This is a genomic window from Pseudophaeobacter sp. TrK17 (genome assembly GCF_042192375.1).
GTDB lineage: Bacteria > Pseudomonadota > Alphaproteobacteria > Rhodobacterales > Rhodobacteraceae > Pseudophaeobacter.
Genome location: NZ_CP071700.1, coordinates 2,251,895 through 2,269,292, shown reverse-complemented (window position 1 = coordinate 2,269,292; position 17,398 = coordinate 2,251,895). Strand labels below are relative to the sequence as shown.

At 57.1% G+C, this 17,398-nt stretch carries 17 protein-coding genes and 1 tRNA gene; 11 read left to right on the top strand and 7 right to left on the bottom strand.

Translation table 11 applies throughout. The features are described from left to right. Positions 1-22: 22 nt before the first annotated feature. The 8 genes from acuI (at position 23) to JZI28_RS10620 (ending at position 9,282) form a co-directional block, all read left to right on the top strand. The gene (gene acuI, locus JZI28_RS10655; protein WP_295451610.1) at positions 23-1,018 is read left to right on the top strand and encodes an acryloyl-CoA reductase; all 996 of its coding nucleotides are present in this window, start codon (positions 23-25) and stop codon (positions 1,016-1,018) included. Between the two features lie 206 nt (positions 1,019-1,224). Further along, on the top strand, positions 1,225-2,445 hold the full coding sequence (locus JZI28_RS10650) for an aminotransferase class V-fold PLP-dependent enzyme (protein WP_375697567.1): 1,221 nt from the start codon (positions 1,225-1,227) through the stop codon (positions 2,443-2,445). Positions 2,446-2,560: 115 nt separating this feature from the next. After that, positions 2,561-3,001 (top strand): TrgA family protein, encoded by a 441-nt coding sequence (locus tag JZI28_RS10645; RefSeq protein WP_375697566.1) that lies wholly within the window; start codon positions 2,561-2,563, stop codon positions 2,999-3,001. 100 nt (positions 3,002-3,101) lie between these two features. Further along, a complete protein-coding gene (locus tag JZI28_RS10640; protein ID WP_375697565.1) occupies positions 3,102-4,073 on the top strand; it encodes an IS481 family transposase in 972 nt (323 codons plus the stop codon). Positions 4,074-4,089: 16 nt separating this feature from the next. Continuing rightward, entirely contained in the window at positions 4,090-5,214 is a 1,125-nt protein-coding gene (locus JZI28_RS10635) for an NUDIX domain-containing protein (protein ID WP_375697564.1), read from the top strand. 70 nt (positions 5,215-5,284) lie between these two features. Beyond that, the gene (locus JZI28_RS10630) at positions 5,285-6,319 is read left to right on the top strand and encodes a cysteine synthase A (RefSeq protein ID WP_375697563.1); all 1,035 of its coding nucleotides are present in this window, start codon (positions 5,285-5,287) and stop codon (positions 6,317-6,319) included. Continuing rightward, positions 6,316-8,895, top strand: a complete 2,580-nt coding sequence (locus JZI28_RS10625) for a DUF3772 domain-containing protein (RefSeq protein ID WP_375697562.1) — start codon at positions 6,316-6,318, stop codon at positions 8,893-8,895. The genes JZI28_RS10630 and JZI28_RS10625 overlap by 4 nt, the downstream gene beginning before the upstream one ends. A 297-nt stretch (positions 8,896-9,192) precedes the next feature. Next, positions 9,193-9,282 (top strand) — tRNA-Ser (locus tag JZI28_RS10620). A gap of 548 nt (positions 9,283-9,830) precedes the next feature. Here JZI28_RS10620 and JZI28_RS10615 read toward each other — a convergent pair. Beyond that, the gene (locus tag JZI28_RS10615) at positions 9,831-10,343 is read right to left on the bottom strand and encodes a TetR/AcrR family transcriptional regulator (protein ID WP_158524522.1); all 513 of its coding nucleotides are present in this window, start codon (positions 10,341-10,343) and stop codon (positions 9,831-9,833) included. A gap of 55 nt (positions 10,344-10,398) precedes the next feature. Next, a complete protein-coding gene (locus JZI28_RS10610; RefSeq protein WP_281302332.1) occupies positions 10,399-10,797 on the bottom strand; it encodes a multidrug efflux SMR transporter in 399 nt (132 codons plus the stop codon). A gap of 284 nt (positions 10,798-11,081) precedes the next feature. Between JZI28_RS10610 and JZI28_RS10605 the strand changes: the two genes are divergently transcribed. Then, on the top strand, positions 11,082-11,939 hold the full coding sequence (locus JZI28_RS10605; protein ID WP_375697561.1) for a DUF3800 domain-containing protein: 858 nt from the start codon (positions 11,082-11,084) through the stop codon (positions 11,937-11,939). Between the two features lie 201 nt (positions 11,940-12,140). On the opposite strand, the gene JZI28_RS10600 is transcribed toward JZI28_RS10605, so the two are convergent. The 5 genes from JZI28_RS10600 to JZI28_RS10580 all read right to left on the bottom strand — a co-directional run bounded on the left by JZI28_RS10600 (position 12,141) and on the right by JZI28_RS10580 (position 15,684). Next, positions 12,141-12,530, bottom strand: coding sequence for a hypothetical protein (locus JZI28_RS10600; RefSeq protein WP_375697560.1), 390 nt, complete (start codon positions 12,528-12,530; stop codon positions 12,141-12,143). Beyond that, on the bottom strand, positions 12,530-13,852 hold the full coding sequence (locus JZI28_RS10595; protein ID WP_375697559.1) for a recombinase family protein: 1,323 nt from the start codon (positions 13,850-13,852) through the stop codon (positions 12,530-12,532). Before JZI28_RS10595 ends, JZI28_RS10600 begins: the two co-directional genes overlap by 1 nt. Continuing rightward, a complete protein-coding gene (locus tag JZI28_RS10590; protein ID WP_173495939.1) occupies positions 13,849-14,304 on the bottom strand; it encodes a DUF2924 domain-containing protein in 456 nt (151 codons plus the stop codon). Before JZI28_RS10590 ends, JZI28_RS10595 begins: the two co-directional genes overlap by 4 nt. A gap of 275 nt (positions 14,305-14,579) precedes the next feature. Beyond that, on the bottom strand, positions 14,580-14,942 hold the full coding sequence (locus JZI28_RS10585; protein ID WP_375697558.1) for a DUF3127 domain-containing protein: 363 nt from the start codon (positions 14,940-14,942) through the stop codon (positions 14,580-14,582). Positions 14,943-15,015: 73 nt separating this feature from the next. Beyond that, positions 15,016-15,684, bottom strand: coding sequence for a S24 family peptidase (locus JZI28_RS10580; protein ID WP_375697557.1), 669 nt, complete (start codon positions 15,682-15,684; stop codon positions 15,016-15,018). A 2-nt stretch (positions 15,685-15,686) separates the two neighbouring features. Between JZI28_RS10580 and JZI28_RS10575 the strand changes: the two genes are divergently transcribed. Both JZI28_RS10575 and JZI28_RS10570 read left to right on the top strand, forming a co-directional pair. Continuing rightward, the gene (locus tag JZI28_RS10575) at positions 15,687-16,505 is read left to right on the top strand and encodes a hypothetical protein (protein WP_375697556.1); all 819 of its coding nucleotides are present in this window, start codon (positions 15,687-15,689) and stop codon (positions 16,503-16,505) included. A gap of 407 nt (positions 16,506-16,912) precedes the next feature. Then, complete coding sequence (locus tag JZI28_RS10570; protein WP_375697555.1) at positions 16,913-17,371, top strand: sigma factor; 459 nt, start codon at positions 16,913-16,915, stop codon at positions 17,369-17,371. Positions 17,372-17,398 lie beyond the last annotated feature (27 nt).

Below are 17,398 nucleotides of genomic sequence, written 5' to 3'. Positions count from 1 at the left end.
TTAGGAAAACGGGAGAAAACACATGTTTAATGCACTGATTGTGAACAAGGATGAAGACAGCGGCTTGGCATCGGCGGCGGTGGAGCAGATCGATCTTGATCAGCTGCCAGAGGGTAATGTCACTGTTGCAGTCGACTATTCCACGGTGAACTACAAGGATGGGCTCTGCCTGAGCCCCAAGGGCGGCGGTTTGGTGCGCAACTACCCCCATATCCCAGGGATTGATTTTGCCGGCACGGTCGAGGCCAGCGAGGATGATCGCTACAAGCCCGGTGACAAGGTGGTTCTGACCGGCTGGCGCGTCGGTGAGGCCTATTGGGGCGGCTATACGCAAAAAGCCCGGGTCAAGGCGGACTGGCTGGTGCCGCTGCCTGCGGGGCTTGATACGCGGCAGGCGATGGCGGTTGGCACTGCTGGTTTTACGGCCATGCTGGCGGTGATGGCACTGGAAGATCACGGCATGAAGCCCGGACAGGGGCCGGTTCTGGTGACCGGCGCTGCGGGTGGTGTTGGATCGGTGGCGACAGCTATTCTGGCCAACCTTGGCTATGAGGTCGCGGGTGTCACTGGACGCCCCGAAACCGAGGAATATCTGCGCAGCTTGGGGGCGACGCAGATTGTGGCACGCGATGAGCTGAACGAGACGGTCAAACGGCCGCTGGAGAGCGAGACCTGGGCGGGCTGTGTTGACGCGGTTGGCGGTGAGATGCTGGCGCGGGTGCTGGGCCAGATGAAATATGGCGGGTCTGTCGCAGCTGTTGGCCTCGCGGGGGGGGCTGGGCTGCCGGCGACTGTGATCCCATTCCTGCTGCGGGGGGTGAACCTGCTGGGGATTGATTCCGTGATGCAGCCCTATGACAATCGGGTGCGCGCCTGGGAACGCCTGGCAACGGATCTGCCGATGGACAAGCTGGAGGCGATGGTGAAACCAGCGGTGCTCTCGGATTTGCCGCAACTAGGGGCGGATATTCTGAAGGGGCAAGTGCAGGGCCGGGTTGTTGTGGATGTAAACGCCTAAGGCGAGGTCGCCCAGCCTGCTTTGAATGAGGACAAATCCAAAAACCTGAATCAGCCCGGAATGCAAACATTCTGGGCTGATTTCATTTGTTGCCCTGTCAATTGTCAATAGAGCCGTCTCAAGGCTCTGGTTTTCATCAGTCAGTCTTGACCTCTTGTGGTGAGAGTTGCATCCATTTGGATAATAACATTTGGGGGCCAAACATAATGCTGGATATTGATTTTGTACGCGGGCAGTTTCCTGCCTTTCAGGAGCCAACCCTGCAGGGACAGGCGTTTTTTGAGAATGCGGGCGGCTCTTATACCTGTGCTCAGGTGATTGACCGGCTAACCCGCTATTACATCCAACGCAAAGTGCAGCCCTATGCCCCCTACGAGGCGTCGCAGCTGGCGGGGGCGCAAATGGACGAGGCCCGGCAGCGGCTGGCGGCGCTGATGGGGGTGGAGACTGACGAGCTGAGCTTTGGACCCTCTACCACCCAAAACACCTATGTTTTGGCCCAGGCCTTTCGCCAGCTTTTGCAGCCTGGCGAAGCGATTATTGTGACCAATCAGGATCACGAGGCCAATACTGGCCCCTGGCGGCGTCTGGCCGATGAGGGGATTGAGGTTCGCGAATGGGAAATTGATCCCCAGACGGGGCATCTGGATCCGCAAAAACTGGAGGCGCTGCTGGACGAGAAGGTGCGCCTGGTGTGTTTTCCACACTGTTCCAATGTTGTGGGGGAAATAAATCCGGTTACCGAAATCACCGCGCTCTCCCATGCGGCCGGGGCGTTTGTCTGCGTCGACGGGGTGTCTTATGCGCCACATGGCTTGCCAAACGTGGGCGACCTCGGCCCCGACATCTATTTGTTTTCGGCCTATAAAACCTATGGCCCCCATCAAGGGGTAATGGTGATGCGGCGCGAACTGGGCACTCTGCTGCCCAACCAGGGGCATTTTTTCAACGGCGACTGCCTGTACAAACGCTTTACCCCAGCGGGACCGGATCATGCGCAGGTTGCCGCCAGCGCGGGCATGGTGGACTATTTTGATGCGCTCTGTGACCAGCATGGCGGCCCTGCCGAAGGCGCAACCGCGCGGGGGGCTTTTGTGCATGATCTGATGCGCGGACATGAAATCGCGCTGCTTCAGCCGCTGCTGGATGCGGTAAAGGATCGAAATGATCTGCGCCTGCTGGGCCCGAGCGAAGCTGCGAAGCGGGCGCCCACCGTGGCGCTGGCCCTGAACCGCCCGGCGCTGGCTGTGGCGCAAAAGCTGGCAGAGCAGGGCATCATGGCAGGCGGCGGTGATTTTTACGCCGGGCGGGCGCTCTCTGCCATGGGCGTTGACCCAGAAGAGGGCGTGTTGCGGCTGAGTTTCGCCCACTACACCAACCGGTCCGAAGTGGACAAACTGATCACGGCACTTGATCAGCTGTTGTAGCCTGATCTGCAAACAAACCAGTTTGTTAAATCAAACAGGTTGTTAAACATAGCTGGCTTTGGGGCGCGTGGTCGCCCTGGCCTGTATCTCGCAACCCCGAGGGATGATCTTCGCAATGCCTACCGCTGCCCGTCTTGTTGCCGCTCTTTGCCTGGGCCTGCTTGCCTTTATTGTTTCCCGGCAGGTGGTGCCGTTGATGCCCGAAGGAACCGATTTTGGGTATTTCTTCCACATCAATATCATTTTGGGCCTGCTGACTGGCTGGATCTTTATGGGGCGGCGGGTTGGTCATGGCCTGGTGCCGGCCATTAACAACGGGCTGACCGGCGCGGCTGTGATGGTGCTGTGGGCTCTGTTTATTCAAGGCGCCTGGGAGATGTTCGATCGTGCCATGCGTAACCGATATGGCGGGCCTTTTGACGCCCTGTTGGCGATCCTAACCCTGTCGCTGGAGTATTTTTTTGTTATCGCGGTGCCAACGGTTTTACTGCCCCTGACTATTGGGGGCTGCTTGGCTGGGCTCTTGGCTGAGAGCATCCATAAACGCTGGTCATAACAATACTTAACTGTTCCATTCCGGACGATCACATAGATTTTCGCCGGTCCGCATTTTTCATGGCAAGATCGGTTTTCGGTGACATTCGGGAGGGCGCTTAATGCTGATCCATCTTCATAACCAAGCGACAACAACGCCTAAGATACGGGCTGCCATCCAGGCGAGCGACGAGCCTGCATGGGTTCTGGCTGAGCGTTTTGGCACAACCGAACAGACAGTTTGGAAATGGCGCAAGCGCGACAGTGTCCATGACCGTAGCCATACCGCTCATCGGCTGCAAACGACGTTGACGCCTGCTCAGGAGGCCGTTGTGGTTGCGCTGCGCAAGATGCTGCTAGTGTCGCTGGATGACCTGCTGGCCGTGGTGCGGGAGTTTCTGAACCCGGACGTCTCGCGCTCTGGACTGGCTCGGTGTCTGCGGCGGCATTGGGTCGGCAACCTGCGCGATCTTAAGCCAAAGGCCGCCCGCCCAAAGCAGAGCGCCTTCAAGGCATACGAGCCGGGATATCTGCATATCGACGTGAAGTACCTGCCACAGATGGCTGATCAAACTTCCCGCCGGTATCTGTTTGTTGCCATTGATCGGGCTACACGCTGGGTTTTTATCCGTATCTACAGCAGCAAGACAGCGGCCAACGCGCGCCGCTTTTTGCATGATCTAGAGCGGGCTTGCCCACTTCGCATCCGAACCATACTCACAGACAATGGAAAGGAGTTCTCCGACCGTCTCTTTGGCCTGCGCAAGCGCGAACAAAGCGGAAAACATGATTTCGACAAGCTCTGCGCCGAACTGGACATCGAACACCGTCTGACGCCGCAAAGATCGCCCCAAACAAACGGCATGGTCGAGCGCTTCAACGGTCGCATCGAAGACGTGCTGCAAAGCCACCACTTCCGATCAGGCGAAGAACTGGAGACCACGCTGCACCGCTATGTTTGGCTCTACAACCAACAGCTTCCGCAATCAGCCTTGGGCAGCAAGACGCCCTTGCAAGCGATGAAGCACTGGCACAAACTCAAACCAGAACTGTTCAACAAACTGCCATACTACCGTCCGGGATGTGACACTTAACAAAGGGTTATAACGCGTGGTTGATCTGTTTTTCTACGGCACACTCCGCCATGTGCCGCTGCTTGAGCTGGTGTTGGGCCGGGCGCACACCGGGCTGGATATCTCTGAGGCCAGCCTGGCGGACCATGGTGTCTATGCGGTGCGTGATCAGATCTTTCCCCTGATCGCGCAGGCCAGTGGAGAGGTCGCCACGGGTCTCCTGGTGCGGGGGCTGACTCCAGCGGATCTGGCGGCGTTGGATTTCTATGAGGGAGGCTTTGACTATGCGCTCCGGCCCATCACCGTCAGGCTTTCTTCTGGAGAAGACGCTGCCGCGCAGGTCTATTTCCCGGCGCCCGGCCAATGGCAGCCGACAGGGGCCTGGGATCTGGAGGCCTGGATTGCCCAGTCCGGGGCTGTAACCCTGCGCGCCGCAGAAGAGGTCATGGCCTATCAGGGGCGGATGACCGCTGAGCAGATGCGGAAGTCTTTGCCATCGATCCGTCGCCGTGCCTCTGCCTGGTTGATGGCACAGTCCGGATCGGAAGATCCGGCCCATGACCTGTCGCAGGATGTGCTGATTGAAAACCACAAACGCGCCTATGTGAACTTCTTTGCGATGGAGGAAATGGATCTCAGGTTTCGGCGCTATGATGGCACCATGAGCCCATCGGTCAACCGAGGCGTGGCGCTGGTGGGGCGGGCCTCGGTGGTTTTGCCCTATGATCCGGTGCGTGACCAGGTGCTTTTGGTCGAGCAGTTCCGCGCGGCCACCTTTATCGCTGGCGAAAAACGCCCCTGGATGTGGGAGCCTGTGGCTGGGTTGATTGACCTGGGCGAAACGCCAGAGCAGGCAGCCTATCGCGAAGCGGTCGAAGAGGCCGGGGTGACGATTTCGCATTTGGAAAAAGTGACGCAAGGCTATCCTTCGAGCGGTGCATCAGGAGAGTTTATTTATATTTTTGTGGGGGTTGCAGACCTTTCTGACATCAGAGGCGGTGGTGGCGTCGCCGGCGAAAACGAAGACCTGCGCAGCGAGATCCTCAGCTTTGATGCCTTGATGCAGGGTATTGATGATCACCGCTATCAGGACATGCCGCTGATCACTGCGGCGCTTTGGCTATCACGTCACCGTGAACGGCTGCGCGCCCAGCTGCGTTAACCGCTGCTTCCCACCTTGTAGAGCTCTGCCCGCTTGGTTACATCTTGGGGGAATGATCGAAAGGGATACCATGCGCATTGCACGCGATCTGGCCGACGCCATTGGCCACACTCCTCTGATCCGTCTGAACCGCGTCAGCGATGAGACCGGATGTGAAATTCTGGGCAAGGCGGAGTTCATGAACCCCGGTCAATCGGTCAAAGACCGGGCGGCGCTTTATATTATCAAGGATGCAATTGCGCGTGGTGATCTGAAGCCGGGCGGAACCATTGTCGAAGGCACCGCCGGCAATACGGGTATTGGCCTGGCGCTGGTTGGCGCCTCGATGGGGTTCAAAACCGTGATCGTGATCCCGGAAACCCAGTCCGAAGAGAAAAAGGACATGCTGCGTCTGGCTGGGGCTCAGCTGGTACAGGTGCCTGCGGCCCCCTATCGCAATCCGAACAATTTTGTGCGTTATTCCGAGCGCTTGGCGAATGAACTTGCCAAAACAGAACCAAATGGCGCGATTTGGGCCAATCAGTTCGACAATGTTGCCAATAAACAGGCGCATGTAGAAACCACCGGCCCCGAGATCTGGGAGCAGACCGGCGGCAAGGTGGATGGCTTTACCTGTGCGGTTGGCTCAGGCGGGACCCTGGCAGGGGTGGCGGAGGCGCTGCAGCCCAAAGGCGTGAAGGTTGCACTGGCGGATCCAATGGGGGCTGGGCTGTATTCCTATTACACCACCGGCGAGATCGCCATGGAGGGATCTTCGATTGCCGAAGGTATCGGCCAGGTGCGGATCACCAAGAACCTGGAAGGGTTGAAGCCCGATTTCAACTATCAGATCTCCGACACTGAGGCGCTGCCGTTTGTCTTTGACCTGTTGCATGACGAGGGCCTGGTGCTGGGGGGATCTTCGGCGATCAATATTGCCGGGGCTGTGCGTATGGCCAAGGACATGGGACCGGGCAATACCATCGTAACGGTCCTGTGTGACTATGGAACGCGCTACCAGTCAAAACTGTTCAATCCAGACTTCCTGCGTGAAAAGGACCTGCCAGTGCCTGACTGGATGACCCATACACCCGCTTCAATCCCGGGCGTCTTCGAGGACGTATGACCACCGCGTTCCGGCAGTCAGCCCGTGCCAGATGTGTGACCACAGCCTTGTGGTCTCATGCCCTTTTGACGCGGCTGATTGCCGTCTTTGCCCTGTGGCTTGCAGTTACAGTTCTGGGGAGCATTGCAGCTGCCGGTCCTGTCTTTGCGCAGATGACGGCGCAGCAACAGACTTATATGCAGGAGTGGGAAAGCACCGCCCTGCGGGCCGAGCAGTCGATTGACAGCAGACGTGCCTCAAGTGCTGCCTTTGAGCAACTGCGCAAGGAACTGACGAGCTTTCGTCAGGATTTCCAGGCCGAGAAAAGCAAAAACAAGCAGCGTATTCAAACGCTGACAAATCAGATTTCGGCGCTCGGCGAGCCCCCCGCTGAGGGCGAGACAGAACCAGAAGACATTGCGGCGCTGCGGGAGCAGCTGACCAGCCAGCTCAACCAGCTAAAATCCCCACGCCTTATCGCAGAATCAGCCTTTAGCCGCGCGGATGGTTTGATCAGCGAAGTTGATAGTATCATTCGCGAACGCCGCACCAAGTATCTGTTGCAGCGCGGCCCGTCTCCTTTGAATCCTGAACTCTGGCCAGACGCCCTGGCGGCCCTGGGCTGGGCGGGGCGGACCCTGTGGTTGGAAACCAAGTCACAGATCGGAAGTGACACCACAGTTGAGAAGATCTGGGGTAGCTTTCCAGAAATTCTGCTGTTGGTCCTGCTTGGCAGTTTCTTGTTGTTGCGCGGCCGCTTCTGGGCGCGGGCGATGGGGGGGCGTCTGCGTATGCTTGGCGCCCGTGGCACTGGGGTGTGGACCTTTATCGTCTCACTGCTGCAGGTTGCCCTGCCATTACTGGGAATTCTCTTGCTGACAACCTCTTTGGAGGTGTCTGGAATCCTGGGGGTGCGGGGCACACTGATGCTGGAGCACCTGCCAGGATGGGCTTTGATCCTGTTCTCTTTCCATTGGCTTGGGGATCAGCTGTTTAAGGCACCCGAGGAGGTCAGTCTGGTGCCCTTTGCAGTGGCGCGTCGCGGGGAAGCCCGCCTGATGATCGACCTCTGGGCGGTTATACTGGTGCTGCAGGATGTTCTGTACGAACTCTATCAGCTGGAAAAAACCTCAGTGGACACCCAGTCGGTGCTGAGCTTTCCTTTGATCCTGGCCGCAGCCCTGGTGATGTATCGGTTGAACATGCTTGGGGTTTCAAAGGCAGAGGCGGAACCGTCAGAACTGGCGCAGGGCGCGGCAGATAAGGCCGAGCCCGACACAGAGCAGGAAACCCGCATCTCGATCGGAGCCAGCCGGCTGTTTGATGTTGTGCGCCGTGGTGCCTTTTTCCTGGGATTTGCAGCCCCACTTCTTGCGGCGGTTGGCTATGTCAATGCTGCAGAGGCGTTGATTTACCCGGCGATCTCGACGCTGTTGCTCTTGGCGGTGCTTTTTGTCGTGCAGCGTTTTGCCGGCGATCTTTATGGTTTTGTGTCAGGGCAGGGGGATGCGGCACGCGACTCGCTTGTCCTGGTGGCGGTTGGGTTTACCCTGTCGTTGATTGCGCTGCCGCTGCTCTCGTTGATCTGGGGTGCCCGGGTCGCAGATATGACCGAACTCTGGTCGACGTTTCTGGCGGGTTTCCAGATCGGTGACACCCAGATCTCTCCGGTTGCCTTTCTGAGTTTTGTTGTGGTTTTTGCCCTTGGTTACGGGGTGACACGGGTCGTGCAGAGCACCCTGCGCACGTCATTGTTGCCAAAGACCAAGATCGACCCAGGCGGCCAGAATGCCATCGTGTCTGGCTTGGGGTATGTGGGCGTCTTCCTGGCGGCGCTTGTGGCCATTTCAATGGCGGGGCTTGATCTTTCCTCCCTGGCGATTGTGGCCGGGGCGCTGTCGGTGGGGATTGGTTTTGGTCTGCAAACCATCGTGTCGAACTTTGTCTCTGGTATCATCCTGCTTGTGGAACGGCCGATCTCCAAGGGCGATTGGATCGAAGTGGGCGGGCTGATGGGCTATGTTCGCGACATCTCGGTGCGCTCTACCCGGATCGAGACCTTTGATCGTAGCGATGTCATCGTGCCAAATTCGGATCTGATCACTGGCACCGTTACCAATTACACCCGTGGCAATACGGTTGGGCGGGTGATTGTGCCGGTTGGGGTTGCCTATGGCACTGATCCGCGCCGCGTCGAGGCCATCCTGAATGAGATTGCCCAATCGCACCCGATGGTGCTGTTGAAACCAGCCCCCAGCGTGATTTTTCAGGGGTTCGGGGCCGATAGTCTTGATTTTGAGATCCGCGCGATTTTGCGGGATGTGAACTGGGTCTTGTCGGTGAAATCCGATCTCAACTACGAGATCGCCGCGCGCTTTGCCGCTGAAGAGATTGAAATTCCCTTTGCCCAGCGTGATCTCTGGATCCGCAATCCAGAGGCATTTGCCCAGAGTAAGGCCAGGGACGCGCAACCGGATCAGAACTCGGTTCAAGCCACTACCGGAGCCAGCACCGGAACCCGGTTAGCTGTCGATCGGCCGGATCTGGACGATATGCACGACAGTGCAGCGGAGGCAGACCCTGACGCAGACCGCTAGCAAGTGGCTGCGCCAGCCGGGGCGTGTGATCCGCACCCGGTGATGGCGGGGGCAGCCAAACGCCACGCAGTCTGCGGAAAACGGGTGAAAGGCTGGCGGCACGACAGTCTCTGGGATGGCAATTGGTATGGGCCAGCGCGAACTGCAGAAAGGGAACCTGATCTGTCGGCATTCTGCCCCCATTCTTCTCCTTTTCGGTCTGTATCTGGTTGATTGAAAAAGGTTTTGAAAAAGATGGTTTTTTTGTCAGAACGGGCCTTGCAATTCCTTTTCTGATCGGTCAAAAGTCCGCCTAACGGAGAGGTGGCCGAGTGGTCGAAGGCGCACGCCTGGAAAGTGTGTAGGCGGGAGACCGTCTCCAGGGTTCGAATCCCTGTCTCTCCGCCACTTACACTTGCCGAAACCGATGATGGGCCCTTATGGGGCCCTTTTTTCTTTTGGTTTCAAAGGGGTTTAGCCGTTGCGACCGCCCTTCGGAGACTGCAAAAACGCTCAAAATCGGTCTCTGAACCCAATTTGTCTCTAATCGACCGCCCTAGGCCCTCGGAAGGACGGTTTAAAAAGAGTGTTTAATTTCAGTGTCTTGTCGTTTTTGCCCGAGCGCCCTTTTCGAAAGTGCAACCGATGGCACAATGCGTTGCGAATCCGGAGGACGGACACAGGGCGGTCGTTTTGGGCGGAAACCGGACCTTAGCTGCGTCTGCGATGGTTCTGTGCCAGAATTGCAAAAGCAGCCATTCAAGCCCTAGCAGACCGAAGCCCCATGCTGCGCTGCACACCAAGGTCGGCTGTGCGCAGATAGTGAACTTTGCAAAGTTTGACCCGTTTCCCGACAGCGGACCTTCGTATAGACTGCGGTGAACGACGGCAGAGAGCCCAGAATACAGAATGCTGCGCGTCGCACGAACGACCGCTTTCGGAAAGTGGGTCGCGAGCTATCCTCGTTTGCCAGCGGAAAAGGTACTCTTCGTCAGAGCTTCGTGCATACTCTTCCGCTCCGGGATCGCCACCCCGAAGTGTTGGGCCAGCCAAGCTCCGTCTACGGCAAACCGAGCAATGCTTAGTTCGACGTTGCCTTGATCTTCACCGTATTCAGAGAGTTGGTCATTCAGCCACTCTGTCCATTTCATCCGAAGAGCCGGATCATCCAGCATGAGGAGCGAAAGAGCGATCCATGTCTGATCCATGGCCGGTTCTTCACCACCAAAGGCCAGATCAATATAGGCACGGGTGAACGCTCCATGCGCAACACGATCCTTCGAGGCCCGAGCCCCAATCTCAGAAGCCAGTTGGTCTAAGACTTCCTCGAAGATCGCATCAATCAAGGCCTGCTTGCTCGGGAAGTGATGAAGGAAGCCGCCTTTAGTGACACCGGCAGCAGACGCAACGGCTTGAACTGTTATTGCCGAGATGCCGCTTTCAATGGCGAGCTTTTTGGCTTCATCCATGAGGCGGCGTCTAACGGCTTGTGGGTCTTTGACGCGTTTATGTGCTTCTGGCATCTCAATGTGAGACGCTACCAGACAGCAAGTTCATGACAAGCACACCGCCGACGATCATAGCAATTCCCGTTACCGCCCAGAAATCCAGAGCCATCTTAAACACGACGACACTGACCACCGCCGTCAGGACGATGCCGAGACCAGCCCAAACGGCGTAGGCCACACCAAGAGGCACCATCTTCAACGCAAGAGAAAGACAGTAAAGGGACAGGATAAAGCAGACCAGCATCCCGAGAGATGGCCACAGCTTCGTAAACTGTTGGGACAATTTCAGCAGGGTCGAACCGCTGACCTCTAGGATAATGGCGGCTCCCAGAGCCGTGTAGGCAGCAAGCATGGCGTTCATTTCAACATCTCCGTCGATTTTCGATAAACATACCATACGAATGGTTTCTTTCAAGGCCACTCTTCTACGTTATTTGTGGTTTTTAGTCATCAGAGCGGTCATTGTTCTCGAAAGGGAAAGGTCTGCTTTGTCCGCATTGTGTAAGTTCGCGACCTGCGTGGCGAAGGACTGCCATTGCAAATTCGCACCGAGATCCATCGGTCCGCTTTGGGCTGACAGCTGGCGTTGCGAACGCTCCGAAGGCGGTTCACTCGCCATGAACTTGGCGCCGCGTCGCCGCAAGTCGGCTTTGAGCCCAAAGGTGACGGATGCTGCGGCGACTATGAATGGCGGCTTTAATGAAGTTGACAATCAAAGCCCGATCGACTACGTATCCCTACGAGGCGCAGACTTGTGTTGCCCTCATTCCGAGGCCCGCGCGCAAGCGCGGGTTTTCGTGTTTTTTGGGGCGTACTTTGACCTACATTGCTTATTTGGATGAGTTTGGCCACATCGGCCCTTACATTGGCCGCGATGATCCCCATCACAACGATAGCCCAGTCTTCGGCCTTGCCGGACTTGTGATTCCCGTCGATGAAGTCCGCAACTTTGGAACTTGGTTTTATCAGCGGAAATGTGAGCTGCTGAAGTTCGAGATCGACTGCTCGCATAAGCATCCATCCGTTTGGGAGAAAAAGGGCTCGGCACTTTATACGGTCCGGAACGTCGAGACCTATCAAGAACTGCGCAAATTTACCAACCGGCTCTTCAATAAGATAAAAACGCTCGGCGGCTTTGCCTTCTATGTCGGTCAGGGCAAGCACGACGCCGCCGACGTCCACGATGCAAACGCGCTCTATAGGCATATTCTGCGTGAGGCGATCAAGCGCATTGACCAGTACTGTGCAGAGGATTGCACACCCTCTGATCAGTTCCTCCTCGCCCTCGACGAACACGACCAGCGGTCGGCCCTCGTTACACAAGCGGCGATCGCCATGTATGGAACCGATCGGCGACGCTGCCTCGTTGAGCCGCCATTTCAATTAGAAAGCCACCGCTACCAGACCATGCAGGCCGCCGATTGGATTGCCGGCCTAACAGGTCGCCTCGGTGCCTATTGGAAGGCCCCTGACGAGTATTCTGAAAACGAGATCTTTGAGACCTACTTCGCCGCGCGACTGCACCGATGTGCGGTTAGAAGTGGCATCAGAGATTAGGCTTTGGTGGGTGCCCGTCGAATTTCGCGTGATGCAGACAGCCATTTTCAGCGAAAGCAGACCTTCAATAAAGTTCACAAAGTCCCGCTCTTCCGACCTTAGCCCGCCGAAAATGCTGCACCCATGCACGAATGTCCGGTCTGGTGAAGCTGCATTACGGCATCGCACCTGACGGCGGAGGTCGGCTCAGGGCCGTTTGCGTTAATTCGGTGCCCCAAACACCACGCCAGCCTGATCCGCCCAAGGCAAGCCCGCACACTCTGACAGCTGCATCACGGTCACGGCAGATACCTCTCGCCGAAACACCAGTCGTTTCAAGACCTCAGGCGCGAGATATGCCAACCGCAGCTGCCTGCTGACATGGCGCTCTGCAAGGTTCACGGCGATTGCCAGGTCGCGCACTGTGCCGAACTCTCCGGCTTCCATCCGACGTCGCCAGGCCCATGCGCGTCCGATGGCACGCAGGATATGCGGATCTTGGATGTTATCCTCGCTGGGCAGGTAATCGGCGGGCGGCATGATTTTGGGCCGCCCGTTTTTCTTCCGCAGCTTGAGAGGAACGAAGACCTGGATGGTGTCGGGTGCAGCCATTATTCCGCAGCCTCCAGCTGGCGCGGGGTCATCATCTCCCGCATGACACCGGCTATCCCGTCGGTCCGCAAGTCGATCACGAGGCCTTCAGCGGTCACTGTGACGCGCCGGACGAGAAGCTGAATGATGCGGGCCTGTTCGCCCGGAAAGAGCTGATCCCAAAGCTTGGGGAAGTGCTGGAGCGCCTCGATGGCCTCTGCCTCGGCGATATCCTCGCGGTCCAGCGCGGCAATGACCTGTGCCGTGGTTTCTGGCGTGCGCAGGACACGGCAGATTTCCGTGATGACAGCAGCCTCAACGGTGTCAGCCGGCAAACGTCGCGGGATGCCGTCCTCAGGCGTTTCGCGGTTCTTAAGAAGGTCCATCGACACGTAGTAGCGATACCGACGCGTGCCCTTCTTGGTGCTGGATGGGGTCATTGCCGCGCCGGTGGCAGTGAACAGCAAGCCCTTCAGCAGCGCAGGTGTTTGCGCCCGGCTATTGTTGGCTCGCTTTCGGGGGCTTTCGCCCATAATGTCATGAACCTGATCCCAAAGCCGAGGGTCGATGATGGCATCATGCTCACCGGGATAGGATTTGCCTTTATGGACGGCCTCGCCGCGATAGACACGATTGTTGAGCAGGCGGTAGAGGTAGCCTTTATCAATCAGCGTGCCTTGCTTGTTGCGGAACCCCTCGCTGCGCAACTCGCGGGCCAGAATAGTCGCGGATCCTATTGCCACAAAACGTTCAAACACCATGCGGACCTTGGCAGCTTCATCTTCGTTCACCACCAGCTTACGGTCGACGACATCGTAACCGAGGGGCACATAGCCGCCCATCCACATACCCTTCATGCGGGAGGCCTTCACCTTGTCGCGAATACGCTCTGCGGTGACCTCGCGCTCGAACTGTGCGAAGCTGAGTAGGATGTTCAAAGTCAGTCGCCCCATGGACGTCGTGGTGTTGAATGACTGGGTGACGGAAACGAAGGTGACGCCGTTCCGATCGAACACTTCGACCAGCTTTGAAAAGTCCATAAGCGAGCGGCTGAGACGGTCGATTTTGTAGACCACGACCACATCGATCAGGCCGTCCTCGATGTCGGACAGCAACTGCTTCAGGCCAGGCCGTTCCAGCGTGCCGCCGGAGATGCCGCCATCATCATATTGATCGCGCACCAAGGCCCAGCCTTCGGAGCGCTGGCTGGTAATGTAAGCCTCACAGGCTTCCCGCTGAGCATGCAGGCTGTTGAACTCCTGCTCGAGCCCTTCCTCGCTCGACTTGCGGGTATAAATGGCGCAGCGCAGGCGGCGGGTGGGTTTTGTCGGAACGTCTGTCATGCCTCACCCCGCTTCCGCTCGCGCAGCCCAAAGAAGCGATAGCCGTTCCAGCGGGTGCCAGTGATGGCCCGGGCAACAGCCGAGAGCGATTTGTAGCGCTGCCCGCCCCAATCGAAGCCGTCCTTCAGCACGGTCACGGTGTGAGCGGTGCCATCCCATTCGCGGACGAGCTTGGTGCCCACCACGGGGTTCCGGGGGTCGGCAATCTGGCCCTTGCGCGTCAGCGTGCCCTCGACTTCGTCGGCCAGCAGGTCCAGCAGGCGGCGCGTTTGCTTGTCCGGGCCACCATAGGTCAGCTCTTGGATCCGATATGCGAGGCGGCTTTCCAAGAATGTGCGGCTGTTGTTTGGGGCCGGCGCATTAAACAGCGCCTGCCATTCGGCCTTCAGGTCATTGACAGACATGGATTTCAAGGCAGCCAAGCGTGCCAGGATGGGGTCTTGTGTGGTCATGCAGATCTCCTCTGAGTTGGAGTTGCAGTACCGCTCTGTTTGCGCGGTAAGTGTAGCGAACTGTCTCCAGCATTCTTGGATAGATCGTCGCGATCGCGTCCCGTGAGGCGCACAACGGCCGTGGCTAGCAGGCCATAAAGCTCTGTGCGGCGTTCATGTGCCGTCATGCGGTCGGGGTGAAGGGGGTTTGGACGTTTCATTTAGGAGCTTCCATGTGGTTGCCCCTAAATATTACTCAATGGCTCCAAAAAACGTCCCAGGGCAGCTGGCTGGCCTCAGAAGGGGATGTCATCATTCAATGGCGGTGCTGAGTGATATGTCGAGATATCTGCGGACGATGGAGCGGCATCTGCATAGGATCTGTCGCCGTCACGAGAGACCTTCCAGGCTTTGACATCCGTGTACCAACGCCCGTTATATTCACGGCTTTCCAGGTCGATCGCTACGGAGATTTGCTCGCCATGTTTGATTTCAAATTGGTCAATCTTATCGCCCCAAGCCATGAAACAGACCTTGCGCGGATATTGGCCCTCAGTCTCCAAAACATACTCTTGCTTGCGCCAGGTCCCATTTGCCGATTGGCCTGATTTTACTGGAAGAACCTCAATTACTTTTCCGCTGATTTCCATTTGATCCATCGCCTCTCTGTTTGCACGGCTTGATTTCGATTTAGTATCGGGGGTGTGGGTGTATTGTCAAAAACGTCCCGTTTTACATTTCGCGACCAAACCAACGCACACGGCCAACGATGTTAATCTCGTCAGCAAGGCACTCATAGGGCGTGTACTGAGGATTATCTGACATGATACGGATCATGGGCGGGTCGCTCATCGGGATATATTCGAGCCTCTTGGCCACCAACCCCATACCATCATTGAGGACAAAAACCCCTGGCGGTTTGGGGCTGCGCTGGTTGAGATCGACCAAGACCGTGTCGCCCGCATGTAATGTGGGCACCATGCTATCACCGTCGACCGCCATAATGCGCAGCATTGATGGCGCCGCGCCCAAACGATCGCGGATCCACGCCCTGCGAAAGTGATAATCTCGGCCACGAGACGGCTCATGGTCGATCTGTATGCCGCCGCCCATTGACGCGCGCGCAGAGACGGACTGAATGACGACAAAATCATTATGGTAATCTTCCGTGATGGGATCATCACCTTCAATGTCGCCTTTCCCCGTCAAGAGCCATTCCGGGCTCGCTCGCACGATGTCGCCAACCCGCTTCAGCTTTTCCAGACTGGGGGTTTGAGAGCGCCCGCGCAGAATGTCATAGACAAAAGACCGATTAACATCCGCATCACGCGCGACTTCTGCAACATTCATTCCCAGCTGGCTGATACGCGCCCGAAGCCGTTCGCTTAACATGATGGACATGGATGGTTATCCCCAAGATTATCCCCAGTGAACTGTCTGGATTGGAAAAAACAGGATTGATCGGCTCGCGTCAAGCGAATACGAACATAAGAGGAACATATTGCGGTTTGGGGGATGGCGCCATGCTGATTGAAAGGGATTGCTTAGAGCTCGATGAGTTGATCGAGGAGTTTGACATAACGCCGGCGGATATCCGGGAAAAAGTCGGCAAGGGGGAGTTGTGTTTATCAGTTCGGCTAGTGGCAAGACCGGTTGAGTTTTTTACCTGGGAGGAGAATATCGATGGGCTGGCTTGTCGGGTGCCGTGGGCACGTGATGTGTATACAGGTGTGGTGGATCTCCATGCGGGCGCAGCTTTTGACCTGGTGAGTCAAGGCTCTGCGACGGTCTGGGAGGTGATAATGCCCAATTCAGAATATGCGCAGATCCAGACGGAAGCGGGGCTCCAATTGACGTGGCATGACGCGCTCGTGCGTGTGGAAAATATCATACCCATGGTGGGGCAGGGTACGGCGGTGGGTGAAGAATATTGCGATATTCCATTTGATTACAGGCACTTTCAATATCGAGATGTATCTTACGCCTTCTCCTACACTCAGGCTAAAGTGCTCCGGTTTATGTACGAGGAATATTGTAGGGGCACGATACAAGTCCATCACCTGCGTCTGCTTGATTCTGTCGGTACGGCCTGCACGCGGGTTGGGAGCCTGTTCAGCCGCCATACCAATTGGCGGGACCTGCTATATGCGGTACCGCGCCGCAGGGGGTATTACATGCTGGACCCGAATTTTTCCGAGTGGCTTGAGCGAGTGCAAAGCTAAGTTATCTCAGCCGATTGCAATGTGTCCCGCCGCGTTTCCGGCGGGTTTTTTTATGTCTAATCGCTTGGGGGGATTCGTATGTAACTGGTTTGTTTTTGGTATGCATTGGTTCGCGCTGGTTCGCGTTTGCCTGCACGCGGCAAAGATTTTGGTTGAAGATCAGGGTGATGGAAAAATCGTCATTTCCGTCCCAAGTGTAGGACGTCTGCATACCAACTCTTTGGCAAAACATCTCCATCAACACGATGGAGATCCAAATGAACACACCAGAGAAATATTCCGGCCTTGGAGCGCAACCTGGACCCACTGCTCGGCAGGCCTTGAGCCGAGGCGACATCTTGAGGCTCGCTCGACGCGCTGCAAATCAGGGGCGCCGTCTGCAGCGCAAACTTGGGCTGCCGGATCATATGGCCGAAGATCTGCAACAGGACTTATTGGTCGATCTCTTTGCGCGGTTGCCAAAGTATGACCCAGCACGAGGCAGCCTTTTAAGCTTTGCCACGATTGTGTTGCGCCACCAGTCCAGCAGGCTGGCGAAACGGCACTGTGAGGCGCTCACCGCGCAAGGTGGCACAATGTTGCCATTGTCCTGCTTGGATGACGGGTCTGCGCCCGTTGATTGGCTCTCCCCCTATGCGAGCCAGCAGGCCGCTCTTCATGAACGTCTCTGTCTGGGAAAGGCAACGAGGTCTTTGAGGCCATGTGATCGCTTGCTGTGTTTGGCTTTGTCTCAAGGCTCGGTAGCAAGCCTGACACGCAGCGGCTTTGCCAGCCGCTCCGGCATTTACCGTCGCATTCACCGCCTCCGCCCGCAGTTGGCGTTATCGGGTTTTGGCCCGAGCTGGGACAGTTTGCGCGACGCCTGAGTAATAGAAACACAAGGAGACATCAGC

Coding starts and splice junctions, on each gene's coding strand:
- acuI (WP_295451610.1), top strand. CDS start 23: ATGTTTAATGCACTGATTGTGAACAAGGATGAAGACAGCGGCTTGGCA.
- JZI28_RS10650 (WP_375697567.1), top strand. CDS start 1,225: ATGCTGGATATTGATTTTGTACGCGGGCAGTTTCCTGCCTTTCAGGAG.
- JZI28_RS10645 (WP_375697566.1), top strand. CDS start 2,561: ATGCCTACCGCTGCCCGTCTTGTTGCCGCTCTTTGCCTGGGCCTGCTT.
- JZI28_RS10640 (WP_375697565.1), top strand. CDS start 3,102: ATGCTGATCCATCTTCATAACCAAGCGACAACAACGCCTAAGATACGG.
- JZI28_RS10630 (WP_375697563.1), top strand. CDS start 5,285: ATGCGCATTGCACGCGATCTGGCCGACGCCATTGGCCACACTCCTCTG.
- JZI28_RS10625 (WP_375697562.1), top strand. CDS start 6,316: ATGACCACCGCGTTCCGGCAGTCAGCCCGTGCCAGATGTGTGACCACA.
- JZI28_RS10615 (WP_158524522.1), bottom strand. CDS start 10,343: ATGGATGAAGCCAAAAAGCTCGCCATTGAAAGCGGCATCTCGGCAATA.
- JZI28_RS10605 (WP_375697561.1), top strand. CDS start 11,082: ATGAAGTTGACAATCAAAGCCCGATCGACTACGTATCCCTACGAGGCG.
- JZI28_RS10600 (WP_375697560.1), bottom strand. CDS start 12,530: ATGGCTGCACCCGACACCATCCAGGTCTTCGTTCCTCTCAAGCTGCGG.
- JZI28_RS10595 (WP_375697559.1), bottom strand. CDS start 13,852: ATGACAGACGTTCCGACAAAACCCACCCGCCGCCTGCGCTGCGCCATT.
- JZI28_RS10590 (WP_173495939.1), bottom strand. CDS start 14,304: ATGACCACACAAGACCCCATCCTGGCACGCTTGGCTGCCTTGAAATCC.
- JZI28_RS10585 (WP_375697558.1), bottom strand. CDS start 14,942: ATGGATCAAATGGAAATCAGCGGAAAAGTAATTGAGGTTCTTCCAGTA.
- JZI28_RS10580 (WP_375697557.1), bottom strand. CDS start 15,684: ATGTCCATCATGTTAAGCGAACGGCTTCGGGCGCGTATCAGCCAGCTG.
- JZI28_RS10575 (WP_375697556.1), top strand. CDS start 15,687: ATGGTTATCCCCAAGATTATCCCCAGTGAACTGTCTGGATTGGAAAAA.
- JZI28_RS10570 (WP_375697555.1), top strand. CDS start 16,913: ATGGCCGAAGATCTGCAACAGGACTTATTGGTCGATCTCTTTGCGCGG.